Origin of the sequence: Solwaraspora sp. WMMD1047 (assembly GCF_029626155.1) — a bacterium.
GTDB lineage: Bacteria > Actinomycetota > Actinomycetes > Mycobacteriales > Micromonosporaceae > WMMD1047.
Window position 1 is genome coordinate 2,591,056 of the sequence record NZ_JARUBL010000001.1, and the last position, 23,111, is coordinate 2,614,166.

Sequence of the window (23,111 nt, forward strand, 5' to 3'; positions counted from 1 at the left end):
ATGCATCCTGTAGGGCTGGGCTAGCCCGAGGAGGCAGTGTGTCGGAGTCCGTGTCACTAACGAGTCCCGACGTGAAACGACTAACCCGTGACCTCGTGGCCTACCTGCTGGAGCAGGTCAAGACCTACCGCCAACAGGATCGCAACCCGGTCGATGATGACGCTGCCTACTGGTTGGGCGACTCGCAAGGACCCAGTCCTCGATCAAGCACGTCCGTGCTCTTGGAGGTTGAGTATCACCCACCGTCCGACCCTCCAGTTCTGCCGACGGCCATGCAAGGGTTGATCACCGAGGCGGAGTGGAGTGACCCTGAAGGATCCCCGCCGCAGTTGGGCAGTGTGTCCAGCGGTATGACGCCTGCTGATCCTGTCGAACCCGACTCCGCGAAGCGGATCTATGACAGCTTGCTCCCCCAGTGGTTGACATGGGCTGAGCATGAGCGTGGCACCCGTGCAAAACGTGCGGTGTACGACCGGCTGGAGCGGCTCGAACGTGAAGCCTCCCAGCGGATCGACACCGACGAACTGGTCCTCGGCGCTGGCCTTATCAGCTCCTGCGTCGAGGGGCGTTGGATGATTCGGCGCCATCTACTCATCTGGAGCGCGAAGATCGCTCGCGATCCGGAAACGGACGCACTGCGGGTCGTGGTGCCCGTCGATCAGCGGGTGAGGATCGAACATCAGGACTTCCTCACCGCCGATGACGGCTACAGAGCCAGCCGGGGCCGTCTTCCCTGGTCCGACACCGACACCACGGGGCTGCACCCCTTCTCACCGCAGTTGTCTCGGTGGTTGGAGGAGTGGAAGCGGCGATTCTGGAACCGGCCGCTGCAGCTCGCCACGGATCAGCGGGAGCCGCCGGCCCTCATCGAGGGGGACGAGACTCGGTTGACGCTGGCCCCTGCTCTGTTCTTGCGTCCTCGCGACCGCAGCGGGCTGGAGAGGTTCTACAGCGCGATCGCGGACAGCCTCGATGGTCAAGACAGTCCGGCGCCTCTTGGGCTGGCACAACTGGTTACCTCCATTGAGCCGGAACATCGTCTGGCCATGCTGAAGAACGAAGGCAGGGGTGATCGTCCGAGCGTCAGCGGCGATCCGTTGTTCCCCCTGGCCAGTAACCGCGAGCAGCGTAGGGTGCTCGAAAAGCTGAATGCTGACACGACGGTCGTTGTGCAGGGACCGCCGGGAACGGGAAAGACCCACACGATCGCGAACCTGATCTGTGCCCTGCTGGCCGACGGTCAGCGGTTGTTGATCACAAGCCAGAAGGATCAGGCACTTCGGGTACTGCGTGATCAGCTTCCGCCGGCCGTGAGACAGCTCTGTGTCCTCATGACGGGGACGCAGCGCAGCGCCGGCGACGAACCTGAGCGCAGCATCACCGCGTTGTCGGACCTGACCGCCACCGTCAGCACAGATGAACTCCGCCGAGACATCGCGCACCTGCGGGTTCGGCGCAACGAGCTCGTTGCCGCGCTGGCCCAGGCAGTCCGAGACCTGCGATCGGTCCGTGAGCAGGAGTATCTGACGCACCCCCCGGTAGCGCCCGGCTACACCGGCACCTTGGCGAGGCTGGTCCAACTGATCGCTGCAGGACGGGACAGGTATAGCTGGATCGACCCCTTGCCCGCCGGGGCCGCTGCGGGTGTGCCGTTGTCCGGCGGCGAGGCCCGAGAGCTGTGGCACTTGCTAACCTCAGCCACGCCGGCGCGCGTTGCCCGTGCTGGGCAACGTATTCCGGGAGCCGACTTGGTCCCGCCTGCGGCTGATGTCGCCGCGATGCTTGACAAGATCAGCCGAGCGGAGCGGATCCTCGGCCCCTACCACACCAGCTCCCGTTGGGTCATGGCGACCCTCGACGATGCCACCCTGGCCGATATCGAGCGGCATGTCGACGCGGCAGCCGACGCTCTCGCTACCTGCGGCTTACCCGACCTCATCTCGGACTGGGGGCCTTCGGACTGGCGGCGCAGCGCCGCTGACGCGCTCCTCGCCCGCCGTAGCCCCGCATACTGGCATGCACTGTTCATGGAACTGCGAGACGTCGAGCCGCACGTCGGCGCACTGGCCGCGCTCAGTAGCAGTGAGATCGATCTGGGTAGCACACCGCTGACCACAGCAAACCTGACCCGCCTTGCTGGCCAGGCCAAGCGCCTACGCAGCCACTTCTCCCGGGGAGGCCGGCTCCGCAGGTATCTACCTGCCCGTGCGCAAGTCAACGCTGCGGATCTGCTCGAGGTGTGCACAGTCGACGGCGCCCCACCGGCGACGGCCAGGGACCTCGCCGCGCTGATCACCGTTCTGAAGGCCGAGGCCGCCGTAACCGCCGCGCTGGAGGCATGGGCGTCAGTCGGTGCACCCGTCGTACCCGGGCCGCTTCGCCGACGGGTGGCGCACCTCAACGACGTCTCGCAGACCGCCGCCGCCCTGCGGTCACTCACCGCCGCCCGCGACGCAATCGAGCAGGTGCTGCGCCGCCACGGGGTCAGGTATGCGGTCCGCAGCCCCGAGGACTGGGATCTCCTGGTCCGCGTCGCTCGTGGACGATCCGTCATTGCTGGGGCACGGCACGCCACGGAAACCCTGTCCCGCACGATCGACGCCTTGCACTCATGGTCCGTGCAGGCCGACTCCGCCCCCGAGGTCGCCAAGGTCGCTGCCGCGCTGCGGCACCGGGACGTTGGACACTACATCGACGCTCGAGCGGCCCTCGATCGCGCCAGGGACGACAAATGCGCTCAAGACCGCTGCGACGGCTTCTACCGCCGGCTCGCCGACGTCCATCCAACCTTAGCCCAGCAGCTGACCGACAGTCTCAGCGACCCGACCTGGGGACAACGGCTCGACGACATCGAGGCGGCGTGGGCCTGGGGGGCGGCAGTCACCTACCACCGACTCGTCCGGGAACCCGGCGCCGATCGCGATCACGAGCAACGCATCGACGACGTAGAGACCCAGCTCAGCACCACGACCGCCGAACTGGTAGGCAAACAAGCCCTCCTTCAATGCCTGACCCGCATGACGGAGCGGCAGCGGCAAGCGCTGCAGGCATACAGGAACCACATGGGCAGTCTCGGCCGAGGCAAAGTCAAGAGCAAAGATCGCTACCTCGCGGCAGCACGCGAGGCGATGCAGGACGCCCAGCAGGCCGTCCCCGCATGGGTCATGCCCCTGGCGGCCGTCACCGACACCATCCCGCCGCAGCCGAATGCGTTCGACGTCGTCATCGTCGATGAGGCCAGCCAAGCCAGCATCGACGCTCTTTTCCTCCTGTGGCTTGCGCCACGAGTTATCGTGGTCGGAGACGATAAACAATGTGCCCCCGGCCTCAGATCTCACAACGAACTGAAGACCATCGAAGAAAGCCTGGACCGCCACCTCAGCGAGATGCCCCTAAGCCGCCGCAACGGCTTCAGCCCTACCTCCAACCTCTACGAACTACTATCCACGCACTTCCCTGACGTGATCCGGCTATCCGAACACTTCCGATCCATGCCCGAGATCATCGGTTGGTCCTCAGCGCAGTTCTATGACAACCGCCTGATACCCCTACGCCAGTTCGGCGCCGACCGACTAGACCCACTTAAAGTGATCCACGTAGAAGGGGCCACGGAGATAGGACGCAACTTCACCCTACGTAACCAGGCCGAAGCTGAAACGGTGATCGACCACGTAAAGAAAATCATCGACGATCCCATGTACCGGAATAAGAGCATCGGAATCATCGCCTTACAAGGTGGCAAACAGGTACAAATACTCGACAAGCTGCTCAACGAGCGCATTGACTCCACTGAGATCCGACGACGAAGAATTCGAGTTGGCCAACCACCCGAATTTCAAGGCGACGAACGCGACATCGTGATGCTCTCGATGGTCGTCACCAAGGCCAAACGAGCCCTGACCAGCCGCACCGAGCAACGCCGGTACAACGTCGCCGCGACCCGCGCCCGCGATCAGCTGTGGCTGTTCACCTCCGTGCCAGTCAACAGCCTCAACCCCACGGACCTACGCCACTCTTTACTGACCTACATGATGCACCCACCAGCCACCCTCTCCATCGACCCGGACCTCGACGACATCACCGCCGACATCCGTGCAGAACCCTTCGACTCGCTACTGCAGCAGCGAGTCTTCCTAGAACTCCGCCGTCGTGGATACGCCGTCGTGCCCCAGTACCCAGTCGACCACCGCACCATCGACCTCGTCGTCGTCGGCGACAACGGACGACTCGCCGTCGAATGTGACACACCGAGCCGACCCCTACAGCCCGACCAGGTCGAGCAGGAAACTCCACCGCGAACGCGAGCTGCGCCGAGCCGGCTGGCAGTTCATCCGCATCCGCGACAGCGAGTACCTGCTTGACCCGATTGCCGCACTCGAACCCCTGTGGCAACAGCTACAGCAACGAGGCATCGAACCGCGTTCCCTGCCCGCGGCTCCCCGTCAGCAAGCACGGTGGAAACCCGCCCTCCTGTCCGACGATGAAGACGACTCCTAGGAGACGCCGTGCTCGAAGGCATCGACGACAACACCCTCGACGAAATTGCCCGCGTCGCCTGCGGGGGAGACGACTACCCCATCTACCGGCGCGGCGGAGAACTCCCAAAACTGCTACAGCAAGCCGGCTGGGACAACGTCGCCCGATACAACAACGAACCACGGCGTGCCTGGCTCACCGAACAACTCCGCACTCGCCGGCACGTGCCAGGGGCAATCGACTCGGTCGTCTGCCGACTCGCCGATCGGCGAGAATACGTTCACCGCAACGAACCCCTGGCCGCGGCGGAAGTCACCCAGCTACTCAACACGATCCTTGCTACCGAAGGCTTCGAGATCGCGCACAGCCAAGGACGACCCATCATCCGACCCTACAAGCGGCCAAACGACCAGGAACAACCACCAGACGTATCCCTGCACGTAACCATGGCTGACCTCGTCCGCGACACCGATCTTGCCACCGTGCTTGAAGGCCGGCTTAACGAAGCACGCATCTGCGACCGCAACGGCGCGTACGTCAGCGCGCTCATCATGCTCGGCAGCCTCCTCGAAGGTGTCCTGCTCGATGCGGTGAAAACCCGCATGCTGGGCTCCGAAAAAAAACCAGAAAAGTGGACGCTGCACGACCTCATCGAGACCGCCCACCGGGAACAGTGGATTCAAGCCGACGTCCGCGGCTTCGCCGGCAAACTACGGGAGTATCGCAACCTCGTCCACCCGAACGCGCAGGTAAGGATTGGCCACGCTCCAGACCAGGACACGGTCAGTATGTGCTGGCCCGTCATCAACGCGGCACTCAACGATTTAGCGGCGACCGCCACCTAACTAAGGCAGCGCCGGCGCCGAGCCCTGCAGGTAGTAGGCGGAGCATGTGCGGCTGCGCCAAGTAGCGCGTGACCAATGGCCCATACGTAGCTGTAGTTGAGGATTGCACCGCAGGCCACGCCCAGGAACGGCACCGCCTGGCCGAAGCTGCCAGACGGGCGACTTCGCCGCCTGTGGTACCGGCGCACCGTGTGGGCAGTCGCCGACGCTCGCACCGGCCGACAATCCACCGGCCGCACCCCCAGCACGACCGGTGCCCGTAACCACACCCATACGCAGACGACCCTCGGCTGTCGGCCGCTATCGCACTCCTGACCGAGACCCATCGCACCGGGCGTGACCGGCGCGGCCTCGGCGTGGAGTTGGCGCGGAAGCTCAGCATCTCGCCGCGCACCGCACAGCGGTTGCTGTCGGAGGCGCGCGGCGCGGCCGAACGCGGCTGATCACGTGCCACTATCGACCAGCCGCCGATAACGGCTGAGCTTTCGTCGGCGGTCGCGTCTATTGTTACTGCCGTGGTTCTCCAGATCGATACCTCCGCACCGCTGCTGCGTCCGAGCCAGCTCACCGCTCTAGTTCGAGCTGTCGAGGGCGCCGATCCTCACGACGAGCATCGCTGGATCGAGTGGAAGTCGACCCTTGACCTGACCACAACGGCTGGTCTAGCTCACATCGTCAAGCACATCATCGGGCTGGCCAACCGTCAGCCCGCCGCCGCTCAGCGGGCCGGCGGCTTCGGCTACCTCCTCGTCGGCGTCGAGCCCGGCGCGATCAACGGTATAGCGACGATCGACCCGGAGACCCTGATCGGTCGGGTGCGTCCGTACGCTGGCGACGTGGTGCGGTGGACGCCGGAGTACGTCACGGTCGACGGAAAACAGGTCCTCGTCGTGATCGTGGACCCGCCAAAGCCCGGTGACCCCATCCACTGCCTCCGCAAGCACATCGAGAAATTCCAAGCCACCACCATCTTTGTCCGCCACACCGGCCGTACCGATCCAGCCAACCCCGGCGATCTCGACCTGCTTCAGGCTCGTTTGCTCGAACGCACCCCGAGTCTGCAGATGACCGTGGCAGCGACCCCGCCGACCATCGAAGAGTCGCCCGACATCCACGATGTGGTGAGCAGGTGGGTAGGACAGCGACGCCCCGCTCTCCTTGCCGCGCGCCACCGGCCCGCTCGTCATCCCGGCGTGGACATGGTGGGCGTACGCAGCGGGTTCCTACGGCCAGTCCCAGACACTCGTACCGAAGAGCAGTACACCGAGGAAGTTGAAGAGTTTCTTGACGGGGCACAGGAAGTTCTCGTGCATCGTGGAGCTTGGGACCTGTTCCGGCACAAGCGCGCCTCGTTGACTCTGACGGTGACCAATCCTACCGACATTGGCTACACCGCCATTCGGCTTGTCGTGCATGTCCCTGGGCAGGTGCAGGGCTACCCCGAGGAACTGGTCGAGGCACTGGACGGAGACCGCCCTGATGCCCCGCGCCCCCCGAAGCCACTCGGCGCGCCCACCGTTCGCAATCTCGTCCCAAGCCTTCCGGCTTTCGACTTCGCACCGCACATCCCCACGCCCGTGTATCCCGGCCCAGGTCCCTCGTTCACAGTGCGAGACAGCGGCTCGGTCACCATCGAGTACGACGACTTCGAGCTGCGTGCGGAAGACGCTGTGACCTTGGAGCCGGTGCCGCTGCTCGTACAGGAAGAACCGGGCGCCACGCTGACCGCAACATGGTCCGCAACCGCTGCCGAAGTCCGGGGGCGCCTCACCGGCGAGTTCACCATTACGGTAGGTGCCAGCACGCTTGACCTGGAAAACCTGGACGAGGAGCGCGATCGCGAGAAGTGATCGCTGCGCCTCTCGTCGAGCGGCGTGTGGCGCTGCCATCTGACTTGGCGCTCCGCCGTTCTCGGGCCGGGCGGCGCTCGCCTCACTGTCACTCTTCGTCATCGGCCGAGGATGTCACCGGGGTCTGCTGCACCGGTAGGTGATATCTGAGATGGCTTGCCCCGTGGGCGGCCTGGAAGGATGTCGCTGTGCCTAAGCCTCCGCGATGAGGTCGGGCGGGTTGCCCGTGACCGCGACCCGGGTGTAACGGTCGAGGAGATCGCGAAGGACTTCGGGGTCCAGTCGATGACGTTGTTCAAGTGGTGTTCTAGGGCAGGCCGCTCGACATTGGGCACGGATTCGGCACCTCATGGGTCATACCGTCCGCCCGCTCCGTGGGGGCGGCACCCCCGTACGTTTGGCTACTTTCGTGGCGGCTGGCGATGGAGTAGAAGCGAGTAGGCCAAACAGTCGGGACAGGTTGGAGGGACAGACATGGTCGTCGAGGGTCAGTTCTGGCTAGCCGGCACTGAAAACAAGGTGGCCGGCAGGCTCGACCTAGCGGGCGAGGCGCCCGTTCTTGAACTGGCTGGTGTCCTGACAGCGTTCGGTAGACCATCGTCGGCCCGGATGACAATTCATGGCAATTTGGACAAACTTGGAAATGTAACGCTCCTTGATGCGTACGTCGCCCGCCAAACCTTCTCGTCAGTGGGGGAGAGGGAACAGATCCGTGCGAGATATGCGTTGACGGCGATGGGACTCCTTGCGGACGCGGATGATCAATATGTCGGTATCCGCATCGAGCTTACGGGTCTTGAGGGCTGGAGCGGGCAGGAAGGGCTGGCGTGGAACTTCGGGCCGCAGGGCGTTTCTGCGACCGTTCATAGTCCGAAGGTTGATCCCGTTGAAATTCCGAGTGGAGACGGAAGGCTGACCTTTTTTGGCTCGTACGGCAAGCGGGGATCGGGTCCGTTATCGTTGGAGCTATGGCGCGCCGTGTCGTATTGGGTTAGTGATCTAGCGCCAAGAAATCTTGATGCGATAGTTGCTGACCATGTTGATCCGCTTAGGGTTCTCACCACAATATGCGCGGATGGCGAATGCGACGTGCGAAGCGTTTACGTGGCACCGGCGGACATGTCGGAGAGATGGTTTCGCGTTTATGGTCCGACGGTTTGGGGAAAATTGCGCGATGACGAGGAGCGGCGTGCCGCCCATTTCATCGAGTTCTCTGCAGTCGGTTTGTCGCGAATTGCTAAGTGGATCTCCATGCATGCAAAGCTAGATCCGCTTGGTTCGGCGGTAGCCGCCGCGAGGTTTTTACGAGAGCAGGACCTGTCTACGACGGTCTTTCAGTTGGCGTCTGCGGTAGAAGGTATGCATCGAAGGTTTTACGACGATGAGCCACGCATGGCTAAGGATGTGGCAAGAGTGGTTCGTCGAGCTGGCCGCCGCATATTTGGTCGCTTCGGTCCGGACGTGCTTAAGGCGGTTAATGACGGATTGTCATTTATTGGTCAGCCCACATTTGGTCATCGACTTTTGCGGATAATTAGAGAGATGGGCGAAATTAATCAGGAAGTATTTGGCCGAAGGCCGGATCTGTGGGTAGGTAAAGTTAAAGCGGCCCGTAATCGGATGGCGCACCAGTTACACGGAGATACCCCGATTTCTGAGCAGGAACAGTTGATCCTCGCAGAGTCTCTGTACTGGACCCTGGTCGCCCTAATGCTCCGCGAAGCTGGCGTAGCAACCAAGGACATCGCTGATGCGCTTATGCGGGAACGGCGCCTTGAATTCTTTCTCTTGCGCGCCAAATCCTGGATGCCTGACGTGTATGGCGATTCACCTTAAGGTAGAGGTATACCGCGTAAGTCGCCTGATGGCTGTTCGCCGTACACTGCGACGGGTCAGATCAGACTGGCAGCGATCTTGATCGAGGTTATTCCGGAGGGAGTAGTCCTACCTGTCGCAATGGCTCACGCATGGTGTCGTCGTTCATCGTGTGTCCGTGTTCGAGGCTTTTGAGAACGACGTCGCTGTTCTGCGGCGTCAGGTCGACATGAAACGTGGACCACTGTGTGCACGTGGGGCAGTTTCTTCCAATGAGAAACGGGCGGAGTAAGTGCAGGCTGCCTTCCGCGTCCATTATGTAGAGACTTCCTCGTTCCAACTCATTGCTCGGGTACTCGATCACCGTCGCCGGAACGACGGAGTGGTCGCCCATGAGTTCCTGCAGCGACACCGTCGCCGACCTTCGCAGGGCATCCCACCGGACACTTGACAAGTGAACGAGACGTAGGTCGCTGAGGAACTCCGCACCCGCTAAGAGGACCCTGAGTCCTGCGTAGGCATCCGGCAGCAGCTCGGCCAGGTCGCCGCGACGTAGGTGTGCTCGATCGTTGCGATGCTCAGCCAGCCGAGCGCAGGCGTCCCTCATCTCTTTGGCGGCGAGCATTCGGCGCACCTCAATCAGAGGCTGGTCGTTCGGGAGACGCTTGAACTTCTTGCCGGTCACCTCGGTGAGGACTGCGACCCAGTCACCGAACGTGGGGCCGGCTCGGCCGCCAGCGAGTTTGTCGCGAACGCCTCTCACCGTGGAGATCTCGACGCCAGCATGCCTTGCCATCACGATGGCGATGATCGCCGTGTAGCTCAGCAGTACTTCGGCTGCCTCCAACACGGCATCGTATGCGTGCAAGGACGGCTCGCCGCTCAGCTCGGCTTCAACTTGACGCCACCGGTATGCGATGGGGTGTGGATACCTGGTGCGTATGGCGTGCCCCTGGTCGTCGAGCAGCGCGGCTGCCTCCGTCCGCATCCGCAGGAGGCGGCCCGAACGGAGCAGCCGAGCCCTAGCTCTCTGCGGCTCCTCCGCCAGCGCCGACTCAACAAGGCTGACTGCTTCGGCCCGCCACTCGTCCAGCCGTTCAGCCGCTCTGGTGAGGTCGATCAATGCCGAGGAGAGCGTCTCGTCCGGTTGAGGCACGGGCAATTCGCACAGGGCGCTCCTGAGGATACGAGCCCCGCCACCATAAGACGCCAGCGTCTTCGCCAGAGGCGTATTCAAAAACTGCCGTGCAAACGAGAGCTCGTATGGTCGCAGCGAGGTGCCCGGGCGCAGCACGATCACCGTGTCACCCGCAACGGCGGGCAGGTCGTGGGCCTTCACCTCGGCGACGACCAGTCCGCTCCGGTCGTGGGCTTGGTAAATCGACCGGACCAGCAGATCACCGGGGCGCAGGCAAGGATCCAGTGGCACATCAGCCCATTTGGTCTTTTCATCAGGCGGCGCGATGATCCCGTTGGGCCGGACATCTCGGCCCGTGATCACTCGAACGCTGCCGCTGGTGGGATCGTTGTGTAGCAACTGACGGTCATGCGTCGGATGGATAGCCGATGCCGGCAGGTCGAAGATGTCCCCGAGCGTCACGGTCCGGCCGAATTCTGACAGCGCTGTACGCCGGTCCAGTACCGCAGGGTCGTGTCGGTCAAACGCCAGACTTTCACCGGGTGGTAGAGGATCGCGGATGACGTAGCCGAAGGTCCGTCTTCCACCCGCCATCTTCAGCAGGCGGGTGAAGTCCGCCTCCACGACCTTGGCGTCCTCGTTCATTGGAACGCGGAAGATCCGCGATGGCCTCGGTTCCAACGTGCGTCGGCGCAGCAGCATGGCGGCGACCTCGAAGGTGGCATGTATATGCGGCAGGAACCCGCGGGCGAACACCACGAGCGTCGCCTGCCAGTCCTGTGCGATGACTGCCCGTAGTTGACTGCGTCCCAGGTCCGTCATAGTGCTCGCCGGGACAAGCGTGAGAAGCACTGGGTCATCCCCTGCTGGGCGGCAGTTCGCCAGCACCAGTTCGTGGGCGTTTCGTACCGCGATTCCGCGTTGGTGCAGCGTCGCTACCTCCGGTCGGAGCCGATCCCAAGGTGGCACTAGGACCACTGGGCCGTCAGGCAGCCGCCGGTGGACGACATCCACCATGTCCTCTAGCGAGACAGCCTGCTCATGCTCCCACCCTGCGATCGCTAACGCAGATAGAGGATCGCCTTCCATGTCTACGACCACCGGGACGCCCGTACCGGACAAGTCCATAGCCTGCGTGAGGAGCCGTTCCAGCAATGCCCATCCACCGGTCCACGTGGACTGACCCGGCATCATCAAATGGATCTCCGATCTCATGTGCCGCAACATGTCGTCGGCCGACAATGGTATCGCTCGCTCAAACCTGCTACGCCTACCTGCCACACGAAGCCGCCGCTGGCAGCTCCCACGCACCCGCCCCAGCGTCCAGGTACGGTCCGGGACGGGACTGGGCCGAGCGCTCCGCGCCACGTCCGTCAACGGCACCGGTCAGGTCGACGGGAAGATGACGGCTACGTCGTCGACAGTGACGAGCTTCCCGAGCGACGGCCTGAGTAGCTTGCCAAGCCAGCCGTCTTCTTGAGGTAGGCGTGCCTCGATCCTGGTGCGGGCTTCACCGCGCGCTTCGGCGTTGCCGTTGCCGCACAGCGCGTCGTACTGGCGCAGCCTGTCAGCAAGCATGTCGTAGAGCCGGACAGCCGCGCCGTGGTTGACCAACACGACCTTGTCGTGGGCCGCCTCCGCGGCGTCGTCCGTGGTGGTGCTCGCCGGGGTAAGCAAGCAGCCGTAGACGCGGGTCTTCGCCGAGCGCCTGTTCTCGACCTCGATTTGCCCGAGCAGTTGGTTCACGTCGCCGCGCGTGAGTGGCTTGGGATTGCCCTTGGCAATGGTCTTGACCTCCCAGACCCGACGTTCGGCGCGCTTGACCGTGGACCAGGTCCAACGACAGTCCGTGGCGCTCTGCTCGGTCTTGGGTGGGCGTTCTCCGCTGGCGCCCACGAGGCGGGCGAGCATCTCAGCCCTTCGCACTGTTCGTCGTGGCTGCCGGTGAGTAGGGCGCGACCCGTGGACAGGACACGGTCGAACCGAGCACCGGCCTCGCGGCGCCAATCGTCCCAGGCGAGGAAGAACCGGTCGGTGTCGTCGGCTGTCTGCTCGTAGCCTTCGAGGTCGGCGACGGTGCGGGCCAGCCGGCGGAACCAGGTGGTGCGCGGGCCGTTGGAGGTGGCGTCCTCTAGCGCCTTGCGTGCGGCGGCCAGGTCCTGCGGGCGTCCTCGGTCGAAGTGTGCGTGGGCCTCAACGTAGCGCCAGAACGCGGCGTGCTCGGTTTCTCCGGCGGCAGCGAGTTGGGTCGCGGCTTCGCTAGCCCTCTTGGCTGCTCCCGCGTGGTCGCCGAGCCAGAGGTCGGTCGCCGCTGAGACTTCAGCGTCGGCACTGGATACGTCGCCGCTTCCACCAGTGTTGCGGCCAGGTCGCGCCTTGCGTCGAGAACCCGCCGCGTCGACGGGCCGGGCCGAGGTTAGGGTGTGCCCGGCTGGTTGCCAGAATGCAGAGCACGCGCGCAGGGTGCCGTCCCAGCCCTGGTCATAGATTTCTAGCGCGGTGCGGATGGTGGGTTCGGTGCCGGCGGGGATCGACTTGCGGACTGCCGGGTCGGCGAGCATATGGGCGAAGGTGGGGTCCAGGCCGAGGTAGAGGGATCGGTCGGTGGCGTCGCGGTTGGCGCGGCCGAGGGCCTGGGTGACCCGCTGGCCGACGCGGTGACGCATGAAACTGGCGTCGCCGAGGTAGGCGACGACGAACCGTTCGAACTCGCTGCTGGCCTGCGGGACGGCGGTGATGATGACCAGATCGCAGACATCGCCCGCGAGGTCGAGTCCGTCGTAGCGGCCCGCGGTGATCAGGTGCCCGTTCGCGACTCGGCTCCAGGTGTCGACCATCGCGTCGTCGCCGGGGCGAAGGCGGTAGACCTGCTGGCCGTCTGTGGTGAGAATCTCCTGGAGGGTGTCGGCTTCGGCGTGGCTGCCGCACAACCAGGCGGCCCGGCCTCCCGCGGCCTGGGCTTGGTTGAGTGCCCAGCCGAGGACGTCCTGGTCGAAGGGCTGCCCCGCGCTGGGGTTAAGTACCAGGAGTCGCTCGCCCGTCGCGCCTGGCGGCAGCGGTTCAGCGGTGGTCAGGCGGGTGACCGGACGGCCACCGACGCGCCGTTGTAGGTCGTCCATCGAGCCGAGGGTGGCGGATAGGTAGATCCGGACGACATCCAGTCTCAGCGCTTCAGCTTCCTCCTCGACACGTTCGGCGAGTTGGCGCGTGCCGGTCAGGTAGGCCACCGACCATCCGCGCGGTCAAGGGCGTTGTCGGCGATCGGCAAGGCCAGCAGCGTCTTGCCCTCGCCGGTCGGCATCTCGATGGCCAGGTCTGCGGTGTCGAGGTGCTGCTCGGCGTACGCGGCCAGCACTTGGCGCTGGCCCGGCCGGAGCTGAGTGAACCTCGCCGAACCGAAGTCGACGAGGCGCTGTTCGAAGTCCGGTACCGCTGCGTGTGCCACCGTCTATTCCTCCGTTCGCGCGGTCAACTCTACGACGCGGGGCGCTGGCGACCTGTCCGGCGACGGCCCTCGCGGGCCTGCGCCTACTTCGGGGTGCTCGCCGCGACACCGGCGGTGTCGTACCCCTGCGCCATGCTCGTAATGCCGCGGCCGTCCGGCCCCGCCGGGGCAGTACGCGGTACGGGACGCAGATAGATAGTGAGGCGGCGAGGTCGTGTCGCGAGGCAAGACGGTCACGTCCACGATCGACCGAACCGTACCGGGGCGCCAACCGGATCTGCGTGGCGAAGGTGCCTACGAAGGCCGCCGCTGGCGCCGAGACCCGGCCGGTTCCACCGATCGCAAACTCTCGGTCCCACACCAGGGTCCTGGGGGCACCCGCTCGATCCCGGAGATCAGCTGCCACATCCCGGACAAGATGTCCCCGGCCTGCCGCGACGGGATCATCACCGCGGTCATGAACCGGGAGAACCCCAGCGTCATCACCAGCACCGGCAGCTTCGTGCTGGGCTCGTGGACCGTCCGGTCGACCGGATCGATACCGGCATGCTCCGGCCGGATGACCGCCAGCCGCCTCCGCAACGGCGGCATGGAGTGCGGCCACTTGATCCGTTCAGCCACGACCGGCCGGGCATCCGCGGCCGCTCCGCCAGCAACGCTCTGATCTGCGGCTTGTATGCATCCACGATCGAACCCTGCGGACGGCGTCGTACTTCGGCGGCCGGTGAGAAGCCAACGCAGCCCGCACCGTATCTCGGGCCACCCCGAGCCGCCGAGCGATCTCCTTGATCGGCACGCCCTCCGCACGACGCAAACGGCGGATTTCCGCCCAATCCTCCACTTTCAGCACTCTCTTCAAATACCGCAGAGGATCTGTCAAAATTCGGAGACTCCTGGGGGTCAGTCTTTAGGAGGCTGTGACATCAGAACGGCTATGCTGTCGGACGGCAGCTCGCGCCTGCCGACCTTCCGGTCCAGCCTTCGCCCGCGTGGGGGCTGTTTGTGAGGAGGGAAAGGGTCTCCGACTCGCGTGGTCCTAACTTCGTCGTGCCCGGAATCGGGCTGTCATTGTCGTGACGGCGGGGGTGCGCGGGGCTCCGCCGGTTGGGGAACGCGATGACACGTCACAAGGCCCGCAAGCGTGCCGCCCGTCAGCGAATGGTTGAGCAAGACCAGCCGTACCTTCATGCCGCCGTCATCGTGCCAGTGCCGGACGAAGCGGACGAGGCGGATGAGGCGGATGAGGCGGCGCGAATCCGACGAGACGCAGAAGAGGCGTGGTGGTTCGTCCGCTGGCCATGCCCTGACGGCTGCCAGTCCGAGTACCGGGTATGGCAGGTCCCAGCTGGGTCGATGGTGAGCTGCGCTTCCTGCGGTGAGCCGGTATGCGTCGACTGCCAAGAAGAGCCTGTTGCCTACGAGTTCCAACGCTGCCGGTTCTGCGAGTACGAGGCGACCCGGCCTCCGGCACCTCCCAAGCCGGTGTGTACTGGTCACTGCATCACGGTCGCCGCAGCGTGGGACGCGGCATTCCCCGAGCAGCGGCACGACCACAGCGACAGCTCGTACGGTTTGTGCGCAGTATGCGACGGGTACATCTGCGTGGGGTGCCGTAGCGGGCAGGCGGGGAGGATGTTCGGATACTGCGAGCCCTGCGCGTCGGTACCTATAGACAACCCGTTTCCTGAGAACGAAGGCCGCGACCTGGCGGTCGCGGCAGTGCTGCACCGTCTCGCAGGCAGACTCGTGGCCGTCGGCGCCGGCCCGTACCCGCACGTGAATGGGTGGATCAATCGTCGGATGGGGGTTCGCCGGCGCCGTGACGCTTGTACCGAACAGCTCATGGTCGGTGTCGAAGCCGCACAACGGTGGCTAGATATCCTGCAGCGGGCTGCCGAGACCGCGCCCGGACCGGTCGATCCGCGAGACCGACGTTGACGACCGGGCAATTGAACAGTGGCGAGCGCAACAGCAGGGGCTGTACAAACGCCCACGTATTCGTACCAGATCAGATGCGCAACACCTTGAAGACACCGACGAAGGCAGCCGTGGCCTGGTGCCCACGGCCGTCCAGTTGCGTACTGTAGCGCCTCAAGATGTACGCCGAGTTGTTCGGCCAGGCGCTTGATCATGGTTTGAGGTCGGACTCCGTGGACTCGTGGTGACGGTGTGAGTACTCCCGTCGGTCGAGGTGTTTGCGCTGATCAGGCGCGGCGATTCGCTTGGAAGAGAGGAGCGTTTCGCAATGTTCGTCCGGTGTGGTCGGGTGGTTGCGGTTGCGGTGCTCCCCGGTTGCCCTTCCTGGCGGATTGGATCATGGGGTGCCGCGGCCGGACGTGAACGGCGTCGAACGGATGTCAACGGCGTTCAAGGGACATGCCGTGACCTGCCTGGACGAGGTTTGGGCAGATCGCGGCGTTGGGTGGACCGTGTTGACACGGAAGAGGTCACTGGTTCAAACCCAGTATCGCCCACCAAAACCGCTGGTCAGAGCTTTGATCAGCGCCTACTGGCGAGTGTGATCTTGGCTCGTGGGAGCGGTTCTGCTCCCAGGGTAACGGACCAGGCTGCTGATCGGTCGTTACCAGGAGCCGCCGCTGCCCAGCCATCGGCTCTGCAGGGTGTGAGCAGCGGTTGGTGCATGGGTTCGGGGACGTGGGCGTAGACGCCGCGGATGCCGGCCCACTTACTTTAACTTTGGCCGTTTTACTGGTTATTGGGTACCTTTGGCGAGGTGACGGCTATCTCTTGCGTGACGTCGCGGGCACGTTCTGTTTCGCGTTGAGTGGGTGTGTGCGGGGTCCATTGCGTTGCCGGTCGTGGCGGCTGCGAATTTCTGTAGCGCCGCGCTGCGGGTTGACGCAACCTCGCACCATCCATCCCCGCATGCCTTGACCGGACAACGGTTGTGGATCGATCGTCTCCACCATCGACGAGAGGAGATGGTGATGGTGGCGACGACCGTGCGACGTACGAGCGGCGTCCGGCGCAGGCGGTTCGGCGTGGTGAGCGCCCTGGCCGGGCTCCTGTCCGCGGTGGGCCTCGCGGTGACCCAGGCCCCGGCGAGCGCGGGGGCCTGGGTCACCTGTCCCGCGGGCCTGACTGGCTGGAAGGTGGTCCACGGCAGCCGGGGCGGTCAGATCTGGGAGGGCTACCGGTACACGCTGCACTCCGCGGTGCCCACCTTCCTCGTCAGTGACGGCCAGCTGCTCGACAACTCGGGCACCGACCTGAGCGTCAGCTACACGATCACGTCGAGCGTGTCCCGCACCTACAGCGTGACCGCGACGGTCGGGGTGCAGACGCAGCCCACGCAGTGGCTGACCACCTCGGTCAACACCTCGATCGTGTCCAGCGTGACCACAGCGCGCGGCGTGAGCATCAGCACGACGGTGCCACCCCGCACCCGGCTGCTCGCCGAGTACGGGGTGGAGGCGTATCAGGTCAGCTACGCCATCGAGGCCTACCGGACGGAACGCATCGCCGGAAACAAGCAGCCGCCCGGCCCGAACAACCGCTGCGAGGAGTGGGGCTACTACCCGCAGAACGCGATCGCACCGACCCATGTGGAGGGCTGGCGGTTGCGTACCACCTGACCGCCAGGCGTACCGGCTGCACGTCGTCGTCTGGATGGTCAGCAAGCCGTAGGCATCGCCGATCGATGCTGCGCTGACCGCCTTGGCGGCGACGATGTAGCCGGCCGAGACCAGCACCGCCCGCCCGTACTGCGGGGTCGGCGCGCTCCACGATCCACTCCGTGGCCGCCGGCTACAGCGAGGCGTAGAAGTCGAGGTGCCGGGCCGCCGCCGAGGCCCACGTGTGCCGTTGCGCCAGCGCCGTGCCTCGGGCGCGGCGGGTCGGATCGGGCTCCGTGACGGCGCGCAGCAGCGCCGCGGCGAGTGACGGTGGATCGGCGCCGTAGCCGACCGCGGAGCCGAAGACCTCCCGGAGCACCGGCAGGTCGCGCACGACGACTGGAACTCCGGCCGCCAACGCCTCCATGGCGGCCAGCCCGAAGCCCTCCTTGACGGACGGGAAGGCGAACGCGGCCGCCCCGGCGACCAGGCCGGGCAGCTCGTCGTGCGCGACCGCGCCGAGGACCACCGGCTCGACACCGAGCTCGTGGGCGCGTGCCTCCCACGCGGCGCGGTAGGCGCGGTAGTCGAAGAGTGTCTCCCCACCGGCGATGACCAGTCGTAGCTCCGGCAGGTCCCGGCGCAGCAGCGCGTAGGCATCGAGCAGGTCCAGCGCGCCCTTGCGGGGCTCGATGCCCCCGACGGCCAGGAGATAGGAGCCGTGCCGGGTGTCCGGCCTGGCGGCGGCGAACCGGGCCGCGTCCACCCCGTTCGGAATCACGACCGGCATCAGACCCCAACCGGCCCGCACCTCGGCCGCCACCGCGGCGGAGACACAGATGTGCGCGTACGGGCGGACGATCGCCTGTTCGTGGCAGGCCGCCAGTTCGGGGGTGGTGAACTGGTCGAGGTGGTGGATCGTGCGCACACACCGATCGACGGCGTTCGCGCTGATGCAGTCCTGGGCGTGCACCACGTCGTACGCCTCGGGGGTGAAGGCCGCCCGCAGGACCGCGATCGAGCGCAGGATGCGCGGCCCGACACCCTCGTTCGGTCTGTCCGGGAACGGTACGACGGCCAGCCGTACCCGCGGGTCGACCGGCCGGAAGAAGCCCGCGTCGCCGCCCCGGCCCAGCGTCCAGACCGTCACCTCCTGTCCCAGCTCGGCCAGCGACTCGGCCAGGGCGAGCGTGTGCACGACCCCGCCGCGTGGCCGGGTCGAGTAGCTGAGCAGCGCGATCCGCATCACCGCGCCGTCCGGTAGGTCGCCGGCCGCAGCTCGCGCAGATGGTTCAGCACCCGCCGGGCCGTCGCGATCTCCCGCGCGACGTCCAGTTCGGCCACCGCGAGTCCGGCTTTCGCCCAGGTGCGGGCCAGCATGTTGCCGGCCGGTCCGACCACCTTGGCCTGGCCGAGGAAGCGCATCCCGCCGGCCGCGCCGGTCTGGTTGGAGGAGACCACCACGACCTGGTTCTCGGCGGCCCGGGCGCAGTCGTAGAGGTCGAACAGTCGGGATTGGCGGTCCTGGGACAGTTTCGGCGCCGCGTTGGTGATGCTCGCTGGCCAGGCGGACAGGCAGGCGACGATCTGCGCGCCGTCCAGTGCGAGGGTGCGCGCCGACTCGGGGAAGGTCTTGTCGTAGTCGATGAGCATCCCGAGCCGCCCGACCGGGGTGTCGAACGCCGCGAACGTGTCCCCGGCGCGGTAGGCGACGCCCTCGGCGGCGGGCAGGTGCACCTTGCGGTGCCGGCCGAGTACGCCCGAGCCGGTCAGGCAGACGGCGGCGTTGTACCGGTCGTCGCCGGCCGCCTCGCAGAACCCGACGCAGACCACCATGTCCCGGGCCATCGCGCCGATCCGCTCGAAGATCGGGTCGTCCGGCTTGAGCGCCGGTGGGAACGCGGCCGGGTCGGGGTGACGCAGGTCGGCCAGGTATCCGCCGATCGCCGCGTCGGGCAGCACCAGCAGCTCGGCCCCCGCGGCGCGGGCGTCGTCGATGAGCTTGCCGATCCGCCCGAGGGCGTGGTCGAGGTCGCGGCCGAAGTGGGCCGCGGCAGCGGCGATCCGGGTCATCACCGGCACATCATCGACGCCGCGTGGGTGCGGTAGGTGTCGGGGCGGCGGTCGCGGAGGTGACCCATCGAGCGGCGGGCCGCGGCCAGCGCCGAGGCGACGTCCACATCGGCCACCGCCAGGCCGGGGGCGGTGCCGGTCGAGGCCAGCACGTCGCCACCGGGGTCGACGATCTTCGCGCTGCAGACGAAGCGCAGCGACCCGAATCGGCCGGCCTGGTTCGCCGACACCCAGACCACCTGGTTCTCCAACGCCCGGGCCCGGTCGAACAGGTCGAACCGGCGGGTCCACCGGTCCTCGGCCAGGTCGGCCGGTGCGTCCGTCCGACTGCCCGGCCACGCCGACACCACCACGATGATCTCGGCGCCGTCCAGCGCGAGCACCCGCGCCGACTCCGGGAACGCCTTGTCGTAGCAGATCAGCAGCCCGATCCGACCGACCGGGGTGTCGAACGCGGTGAACGAGTCGCCCGAGTCGTAGCTGGCGTTCTCGCGCAGCGGCTGGTGCACCTTCCGATGGTTGCCGAGGACCCGACCGTCGTGCACACAGACCACGCTGTTGAACCGCTTGTCGCCGTCGGCCTCGCAGTAGCCGGCGCAGACGACCATCTGCCCGGCCAGCGTGGCGAGTCGGGCGATCTCCGGCCCGTCGACGCGCAGGGCCGGTGGCTCGTCCGCACCCCCGTCGAGGTGTGCGAGGTATCCGCCGAGGCACGCTTCGGGCAGCGCCAGCAACTGCACCCCGTCCGCCCGTGCCGTCGCGATCAGCTTCTCGATCGTCGCGAAGTCCCCTTCGAGGTCCCGGTCGAACGCCTCCGCCACCGCGCCGATCCTGATTGCCGCCATGCTTCGCCCGCCTTTCGTGTGCCGTCGCGGCCAGCGCCGTGTCCGGTGCGCCCGGTGGGCCACCGGAGGCCCGTCATGCCGCCGTTCCCAGCCCGGTGACACCCGCGTCGATGGCGGCGGTGAGCTCCCCGTCCGGCCACCGCAGTTGGACGCCCTGACCGGTGGTGAGTTCGCCGCAGTCGGCCCCGACCGCCGGTCCGGCCCCGGTGTCGACCAAATCGCCGGCGGTGACCATCGCGAAGCCCGGGAAGCAGGTCAGCCAGTCTCCGACGGTCGCGGAGGCCGGCCGGGGTACGCGCGCCACGTCGAGAACCGCCCCGCATCCGCTGGCCTCCGCCAGCATCCCCAGCGTCCCGACGATGCCGGCCATGGACACGTCCTTGGCGGCAGCGGGCGACGCGTTCGCGACGAACGACAGCATGCCGCGCAGTTCGGACGCCGTACGGTGGCTGGTGGAGTCCCACTGCCGGCCGTGGTAGCCGGGCCGCCACCGACCGCCGAGGTCCGCCGTGAGTCGCACCCGCAGCCCGGGGCGCCCGCCGCCGCCGCGGACCGGTCGGGTCGTGCGACCCAGCGCCGTCGCGGACAGGGCCGCGGGCACGCCGAGTTGGGTGTGCCCGCCGAGGACCGGCACACCGTAGGCCCGCGCGGCCCGCCGCAGCCCGCCGAGGATCCGGGCGGCCAGGGCCGCGTCCCGGGCGCCGACCGCATTCAGCAGACCGACGGGCGTCGCGCCCATCGCGGCAAGGTCGTTCATGTTGACCAGTACGGCGCACCAGCCGGCCCAGTCCGGGTCACGTTCCACCATCGACGGCAGAATCGCGTCGCACGCGGCGATCAGGTCGGAGCCGGGCACCGGGGCCCCGTCGTCGCCGACGAACCCGGGGCCACCCGGGGCCAGGTCGTGCAGCAGCTGGCCGAGGGGATTCTTGGTGGCGGCGGCCAGCGCGGCCAACCGTCCGATCGGCCACCGCATCAGCGTGTGCGGCCGCCGCGCCACGGTGACCGGTCGCACGCTCCGCCAGCCGAGCCGCCGGAACAGCCGCTCGTGCCGGGCCTGCACGGTCGCGTCGAACCGCAACGCACCGGCGTTCTCGGCGTAGGCGCAGGCCGCGCGCACCAGAGTCGGTCCGATCGCCTTGGCCCCGCGGACCGCCGGGTCGACGACCAGCCGGCCCCCCACCCACCAGCCGAGGTCCGGGCCGTCGGCGGCCGGGCCGACGCGCACGCCGCCGAGCAGTTCGCCGTGCGCGGACCGGGCGACCAGCACCACCGTGCGCGGATCGTCGTCCCGGTCGTCGAGGTCGGAGCCGTCGAACAGGCCCTGCTCGTCGACGAAGACCCGCTCGCGCAGCCGGTGGTAGCCGGTCAGCTCCTCGGCCCGCTCGACGATGACGTGCGGTCCGAGCAGGGCCGGCACGAGATCGGTCATGCCGTACCTCCGCGGGCAGGCCCTGACCGGCCGGTCATGCGCCGGCCGCCCGCAGTACGCCGCACGCGCCGCAGGCGGCGCAGCCGGCCTTCTGGTCGGTGCCGAGCATGCCCGCGTCGGTGAGCAGCGCGGCGACCCGCACGGTGACGTCGCGGACCAGCGCCGGCGTGGGTCCCGGCACCCCGTCGCGGCGGGCGAGCGTCCCGACCGTCGGCCGGAACGGCACCACGAAGGGATAGACGCCACGGTCGATCAGCCCGGCCGCGCCGGCGACGAGTTCGTCGGGATCCTCCCCGAGACCGATCAGGAGGTACGTGGACACCTGGTTGCGCCCGAACACGCGTACGGCGTGGTCCCAGGCGGCCTCGTACTCGGCCATCGGAACGGCGCCCTTGCCCGGCATCCACCTGCGGCGTACCTCGTCGTCGAGCGACTCGACGTGGATGCCGATCGACGCCGCGCCGGCCGCGTGCAGCTCGTCGATGGCCGAGAGTTCGCCGGGCGGTTCGATCTGTACCTGGATCGGCAGGCCGGGTACGGCCTCGCGTACCGCTCGCACGGACCGGGCCAGGTTGCGCGCGCCGCGATCCGGACCGGTGGTGGTGCCGGTTGTCATGACCATGTGTCTGACGCCGTCGAGCCGCACCGCCGCCGCGGCGACCTCGGCCAGTTGCGACGGCGTCTTGGCCGCGACCGTGGCGCCTGCGCGCAGCGACTCCTCGATCGTGCAGAACCGGCAGCGTTGCTCCTCGGCGTACCGGATGCAGGTCTGCACCACGGTCGTGGCCAGCACGTCCCTGCCGTGCAGCCGGGCGATCTGTTCGTAGGGCACGCCGTCGGCCGTGCTCAGGTCGTAGAACCTGGGCCGGCGGACGAGCTCCAGCGACAGGCCGGTGTCGACCTCGCCGAGCCAGAGCCGCTCACCGCGTACCTGATATGGGCTTTCGGGGTTGATCGGCAGGGCGGCGTTGGCACCGTCGATGACCAGGTGCCCATCGTCGCTGGGCCCGGCGCCGGCCGGGCGCCGCACGGGCGCCTCGACCCGCACACCCCGCACGGCTATGTCAGTCCGGATGCCAACGCTCACCGTTGCCACCTCAGAACATGTAGGTCGAGTTGATGATCGCGCCCTTGCGCGCGTAGTGGATCAGCGCGTCCTGGACGTCGAGCGGGTGCGTCGGGATGACGCCCTCGATCAGGTCCTCTTCGCGGGCGCCGTGCAACGACAGCCCGAACCGGCAGCAGTACACCTTGCCGCCCTCGGTGATGAACGTCTTGAGCGAGTTGTTGATGTTGTGCTCGCCCGGGAAGGCCGACGCGCCGGTGGTCGGGAAGCCGCGGGTGGCCAGGCAGTTCAGCGAGCCGGGTCCGTAGAAGTAGATGGCCGACTCGAAACCCTTGCGCAGCGCCCGGGTCGCCTGCAGCACGGCCACGAAGCTGACCGACGACTCGTGCGCGATGCCGTGCACGAGAGTGAAGTAGCTCTGCCCCTCCTCGGCCTTGTAGTCGGGGAAGACCTTGGTGCCGCCGTAGATGCTGGAGCCCTCCGCGAGCGCGGGGTGCGGGATCTCGTTCAGGCTCTGCTGTTCGAGCTCGGTGAGGTCGGTCATGGTCGGT

General features: G+C 66.8%; 15 protein-coding genes and 2 pseudogenes. 6 read left to right on the forward strand and 11 right to left on the reverse strand.

Annotated elements, in window-relative coordinates; genetic code table 11:
* Nucleotides 1–95: 95 nt before the first annotated feature.
* From O7627_RS11990 to O7627_RS12010, 5 genes and pseudogenes are all read left to right on the forward strand, one after another.
* Nucleotides 96–4,361, forward strand: a complete 4,266-nt coding sequence (locus O7627_RS11990; protein ID WP_278093576.1) for an AAA domain-containing protein — start codon at nt 96–98, stop codon at nt 4,359–4,361.
* Between the two features lie 144 nt (nt 4,362–4,505).
* Nucleotides 4,506–5,321 (forward strand): hypothetical protein, encoded by an 816-nt coding sequence (locus O7627_RS11995; RefSeq protein ID WP_278093577.1) that lies wholly within the window; start codon nt 4,506–4,508, stop codon nt 5,319–5,321.
* A gap of 144 nt (nt 5,322–5,465) precedes the next feature.
* Nucleotides 5,466–5,764, forward strand: a pseudogene (locus O7627_RS12000) (hypothetical protein); the annotation flags it as partial.
* Nucleotides 5,765–5,836: 72 nt separating this feature from the next.
* A complete protein-coding gene (locus O7627_RS12005; protein WP_278093578.1) occupies nt 5,837–7,171 on the forward strand; it encodes an ATP-binding protein in 1,335 nt (444 codons plus the stop codon).
* 474 nt (nt 7,172–7,645) lie between these two features.
* Nucleotides 7,646–9,007, forward strand: coding sequence for a HEPN domain-containing protein (locus O7627_RS12010; RefSeq protein ID WP_278093579.1), 1,362 nt, complete (start codon nt 7,646–7,648; stop codon nt 9,005–9,007).
* An 88-nt stretch (nt 9,008–9,095) separates the two neighbouring features.
* On the opposite strand, the gene O7627_RS12015 is transcribed toward O7627_RS12010, so the two are convergent.
* The 5 genes and pseudogenes from O7627_RS12015 to O7627_RS12035 form a co-directional block, all read right to left on the reverse strand.
* Nucleotides 9,096–10,946, reverse strand: a complete 1,851-nt coding sequence (locus O7627_RS12015) for a hypothetical protein (RefSeq protein WP_278093580.1) — start codon at nt 10,944–10,946, stop codon at nt 9,096–9,098.
* A 564-nt stretch (nt 10,947–11,510) separates the two neighbouring features.
* Nucleotides 11,511–11,870, reverse strand: coding sequence for a hypothetical protein (locus O7627_RS12020; protein ID WP_278093581.1), 360 nt, complete (start codon nt 11,868–11,870; stop codon nt 11,511–11,513).
* Nucleotides 11,867–13,351: a hypothetical protein gene (locus O7627_RS12025; RefSeq protein ID WP_278093582.1), complete on the reverse strand. Its 1,485-nt coding sequence runs from the start codon at nt 13,349–13,351 to the stop codon at nt 11,867–11,869. Before O7627_RS12025 ends, O7627_RS12020 begins: the two co-directional genes overlap by 4 nt.
* Nucleotides 13,339–13,569 (reverse strand): DEAD/DEAH box helicase family protein, encoded by a 231-nt coding sequence (locus tag O7627_RS12030; protein WP_278093583.1) that lies wholly within the window; start codon nt 13,567–13,569, stop codon nt 13,339–13,341. The genes O7627_RS12025 and O7627_RS12030 overlap by 13 nt, the downstream gene beginning before the upstream one ends.
* A 262-nt stretch (nt 13,570–13,831) precedes the next feature.
* Nucleotides 13,832–14,419, reverse strand: a pseudogene (locus tag O7627_RS12035) (helix-turn-helix domain-containing protein); the annotation flags it as partial.
* A 2,098-nt stretch (nt 14,420–16,517) separates the two neighbouring features.
* On the opposite strand from O7627_RS12035, the gene O7627_RS12040 reads away from it, so the two are divergent.
* On the forward strand, nt 16,518–17,165 hold the full coding sequence (locus tag O7627_RS12040; RefSeq protein ID WP_278093584.1) for a hypothetical protein: 648 nt from the start codon (nt 16,518–16,520) through the stop codon (nt 17,163–17,165).
* 172 nt (nt 17,166–17,337) lie between these two features.
* Here O7627_RS12040 and O7627_RS12045 read toward each other — a convergent pair whose 3' ends face one another.
* The 6 genes from O7627_RS12045 to O7627_RS12070 all read right to left on the reverse strand — a co-directional run bounded on the left by O7627_RS12045 (nt 17,338) and on the right by O7627_RS12070 (nt 23,104).
* Complete coding sequence (locus O7627_RS12045) at nt 17,338–18,390, reverse strand: MSMEG_0565 family glycosyltransferase (RefSeq protein WP_278093585.1); 1,053 nt, start codon at nt 18,388–18,390, stop codon at nt 17,338–17,340.
* Complete coding sequence (locus O7627_RS12050) at nt 18,390–19,217, reverse strand: carbon-nitrogen hydrolase family protein (protein ID WP_278098255.1); 828 nt, start codon at nt 19,215–19,217, stop codon at nt 18,390–18,392. Before O7627_RS12050 ends, O7627_RS12045 begins: the two co-directional genes overlap by 1 nt.
* Nucleotides 19,217–20,062: a carbon-nitrogen hydrolase family protein gene (locus O7627_RS12055; RefSeq protein WP_278093586.1), complete on the reverse strand. Its 846-nt coding sequence runs from the start codon at nt 20,060–20,062 to the stop codon at nt 19,217–19,219. Before O7627_RS12055 ends, O7627_RS12050 begins: the two co-directional genes overlap by 1 nt.
* 73 nt (nt 20,063–20,135) lie before the next feature.
* The gene (locus O7627_RS12060) at nt 20,136–21,494 is read right to left on the reverse strand and encodes an MSMEG_0567/sll0787 family protein (protein WP_278093587.1); all 1,359 of its coding nucleotides are present in this window, start codon (nt 21,492–21,494) and stop codon (nt 20,136–20,138) included.
* 34 nt (nt 21,495–21,528) lie between these two features.
* Nucleotides 21,529–22,581: an MSMEG_0568 family radical SAM protein gene (locus O7627_RS12065; RefSeq protein ID WP_278093588.1), complete on the reverse strand. Its 1,053-nt coding sequence runs from the start codon at nt 22,579–22,581 to the stop codon at nt 21,529–21,531.
* A gap of 10 nt (nt 22,582–22,591) precedes the next feature.
* Nucleotides 22,592–23,104 (reverse strand): MSMEG_0572/Sll0783 family nitrogen starvation response protein, encoded by a 513-nt coding sequence (locus O7627_RS12070; protein ID WP_278093589.1) that lies wholly within the window; start codon nt 23,102–23,104, stop codon nt 22,592–22,594.
* Between the last annotated feature and the right edge of the window lie 7 nt (nt 23,105–23,111).

What these genes read in the sequence shown, in the direction of transcription:
- O7627_RS12010 (WP_278093579.1), top strand. Translation starts at nt 7,646, where the DNA reads ATGGTCGTCGAGGGTCAGTTCTGGCTAGCCGGCACTGAAAACAAGGTG.
- O7627_RS12070 (WP_278093589.1), bottom strand. Translation starts at nt 23,104, where the DNA reads ATGACCGACCTCACCGAGCTCGAACAGCAGAGCCTGAACGAGATCCCG.
- O7627_RS12050 (WP_278098255.1), bottom strand. Translation starts at nt 19,217, where the DNA reads ATGACCCGGATCGCCGCTGCCGCGGCCCACTTCGGCCGCGACCTCGAC.
- O7627_RS12040 (WP_278093584.1), top strand. Translation starts at nt 16,518, where the DNA reads ATGGTGGCGACGACCGTGCGACGTACGAGCGGCGTCCGGCGCAGGCGG.
- O7627_RS12015 (WP_278093580.1), bottom strand. Translation starts at nt 10,946, where the DNA reads ATGACGGACCTGGGACGCAGTCAACTACGGGCAGTCATCGCACAGGAC.
- O7627_RS12055 (WP_278093586.1), bottom strand. Translation starts at nt 20,062, where the DNA reads ATGGCGGCAATCAGGATCGGCGCGGTGGCGGAGGCGTTCGACCGGGAC.
- O7627_RS12045 (WP_278093585.1), bottom strand. Translation starts at nt 18,390, where the DNA reads ATGCGGATCGCGCTGCTCAGCTACTCGACCCGGCCACGCGGCGGGGTC.
- O7627_RS12060 (WP_278093587.1), bottom strand. Translation starts at nt 21,494, where the DNA reads ATGACCGATCTCGTGCCGGCCCTGCTCGGACCGCACGTCATCGTCGAG.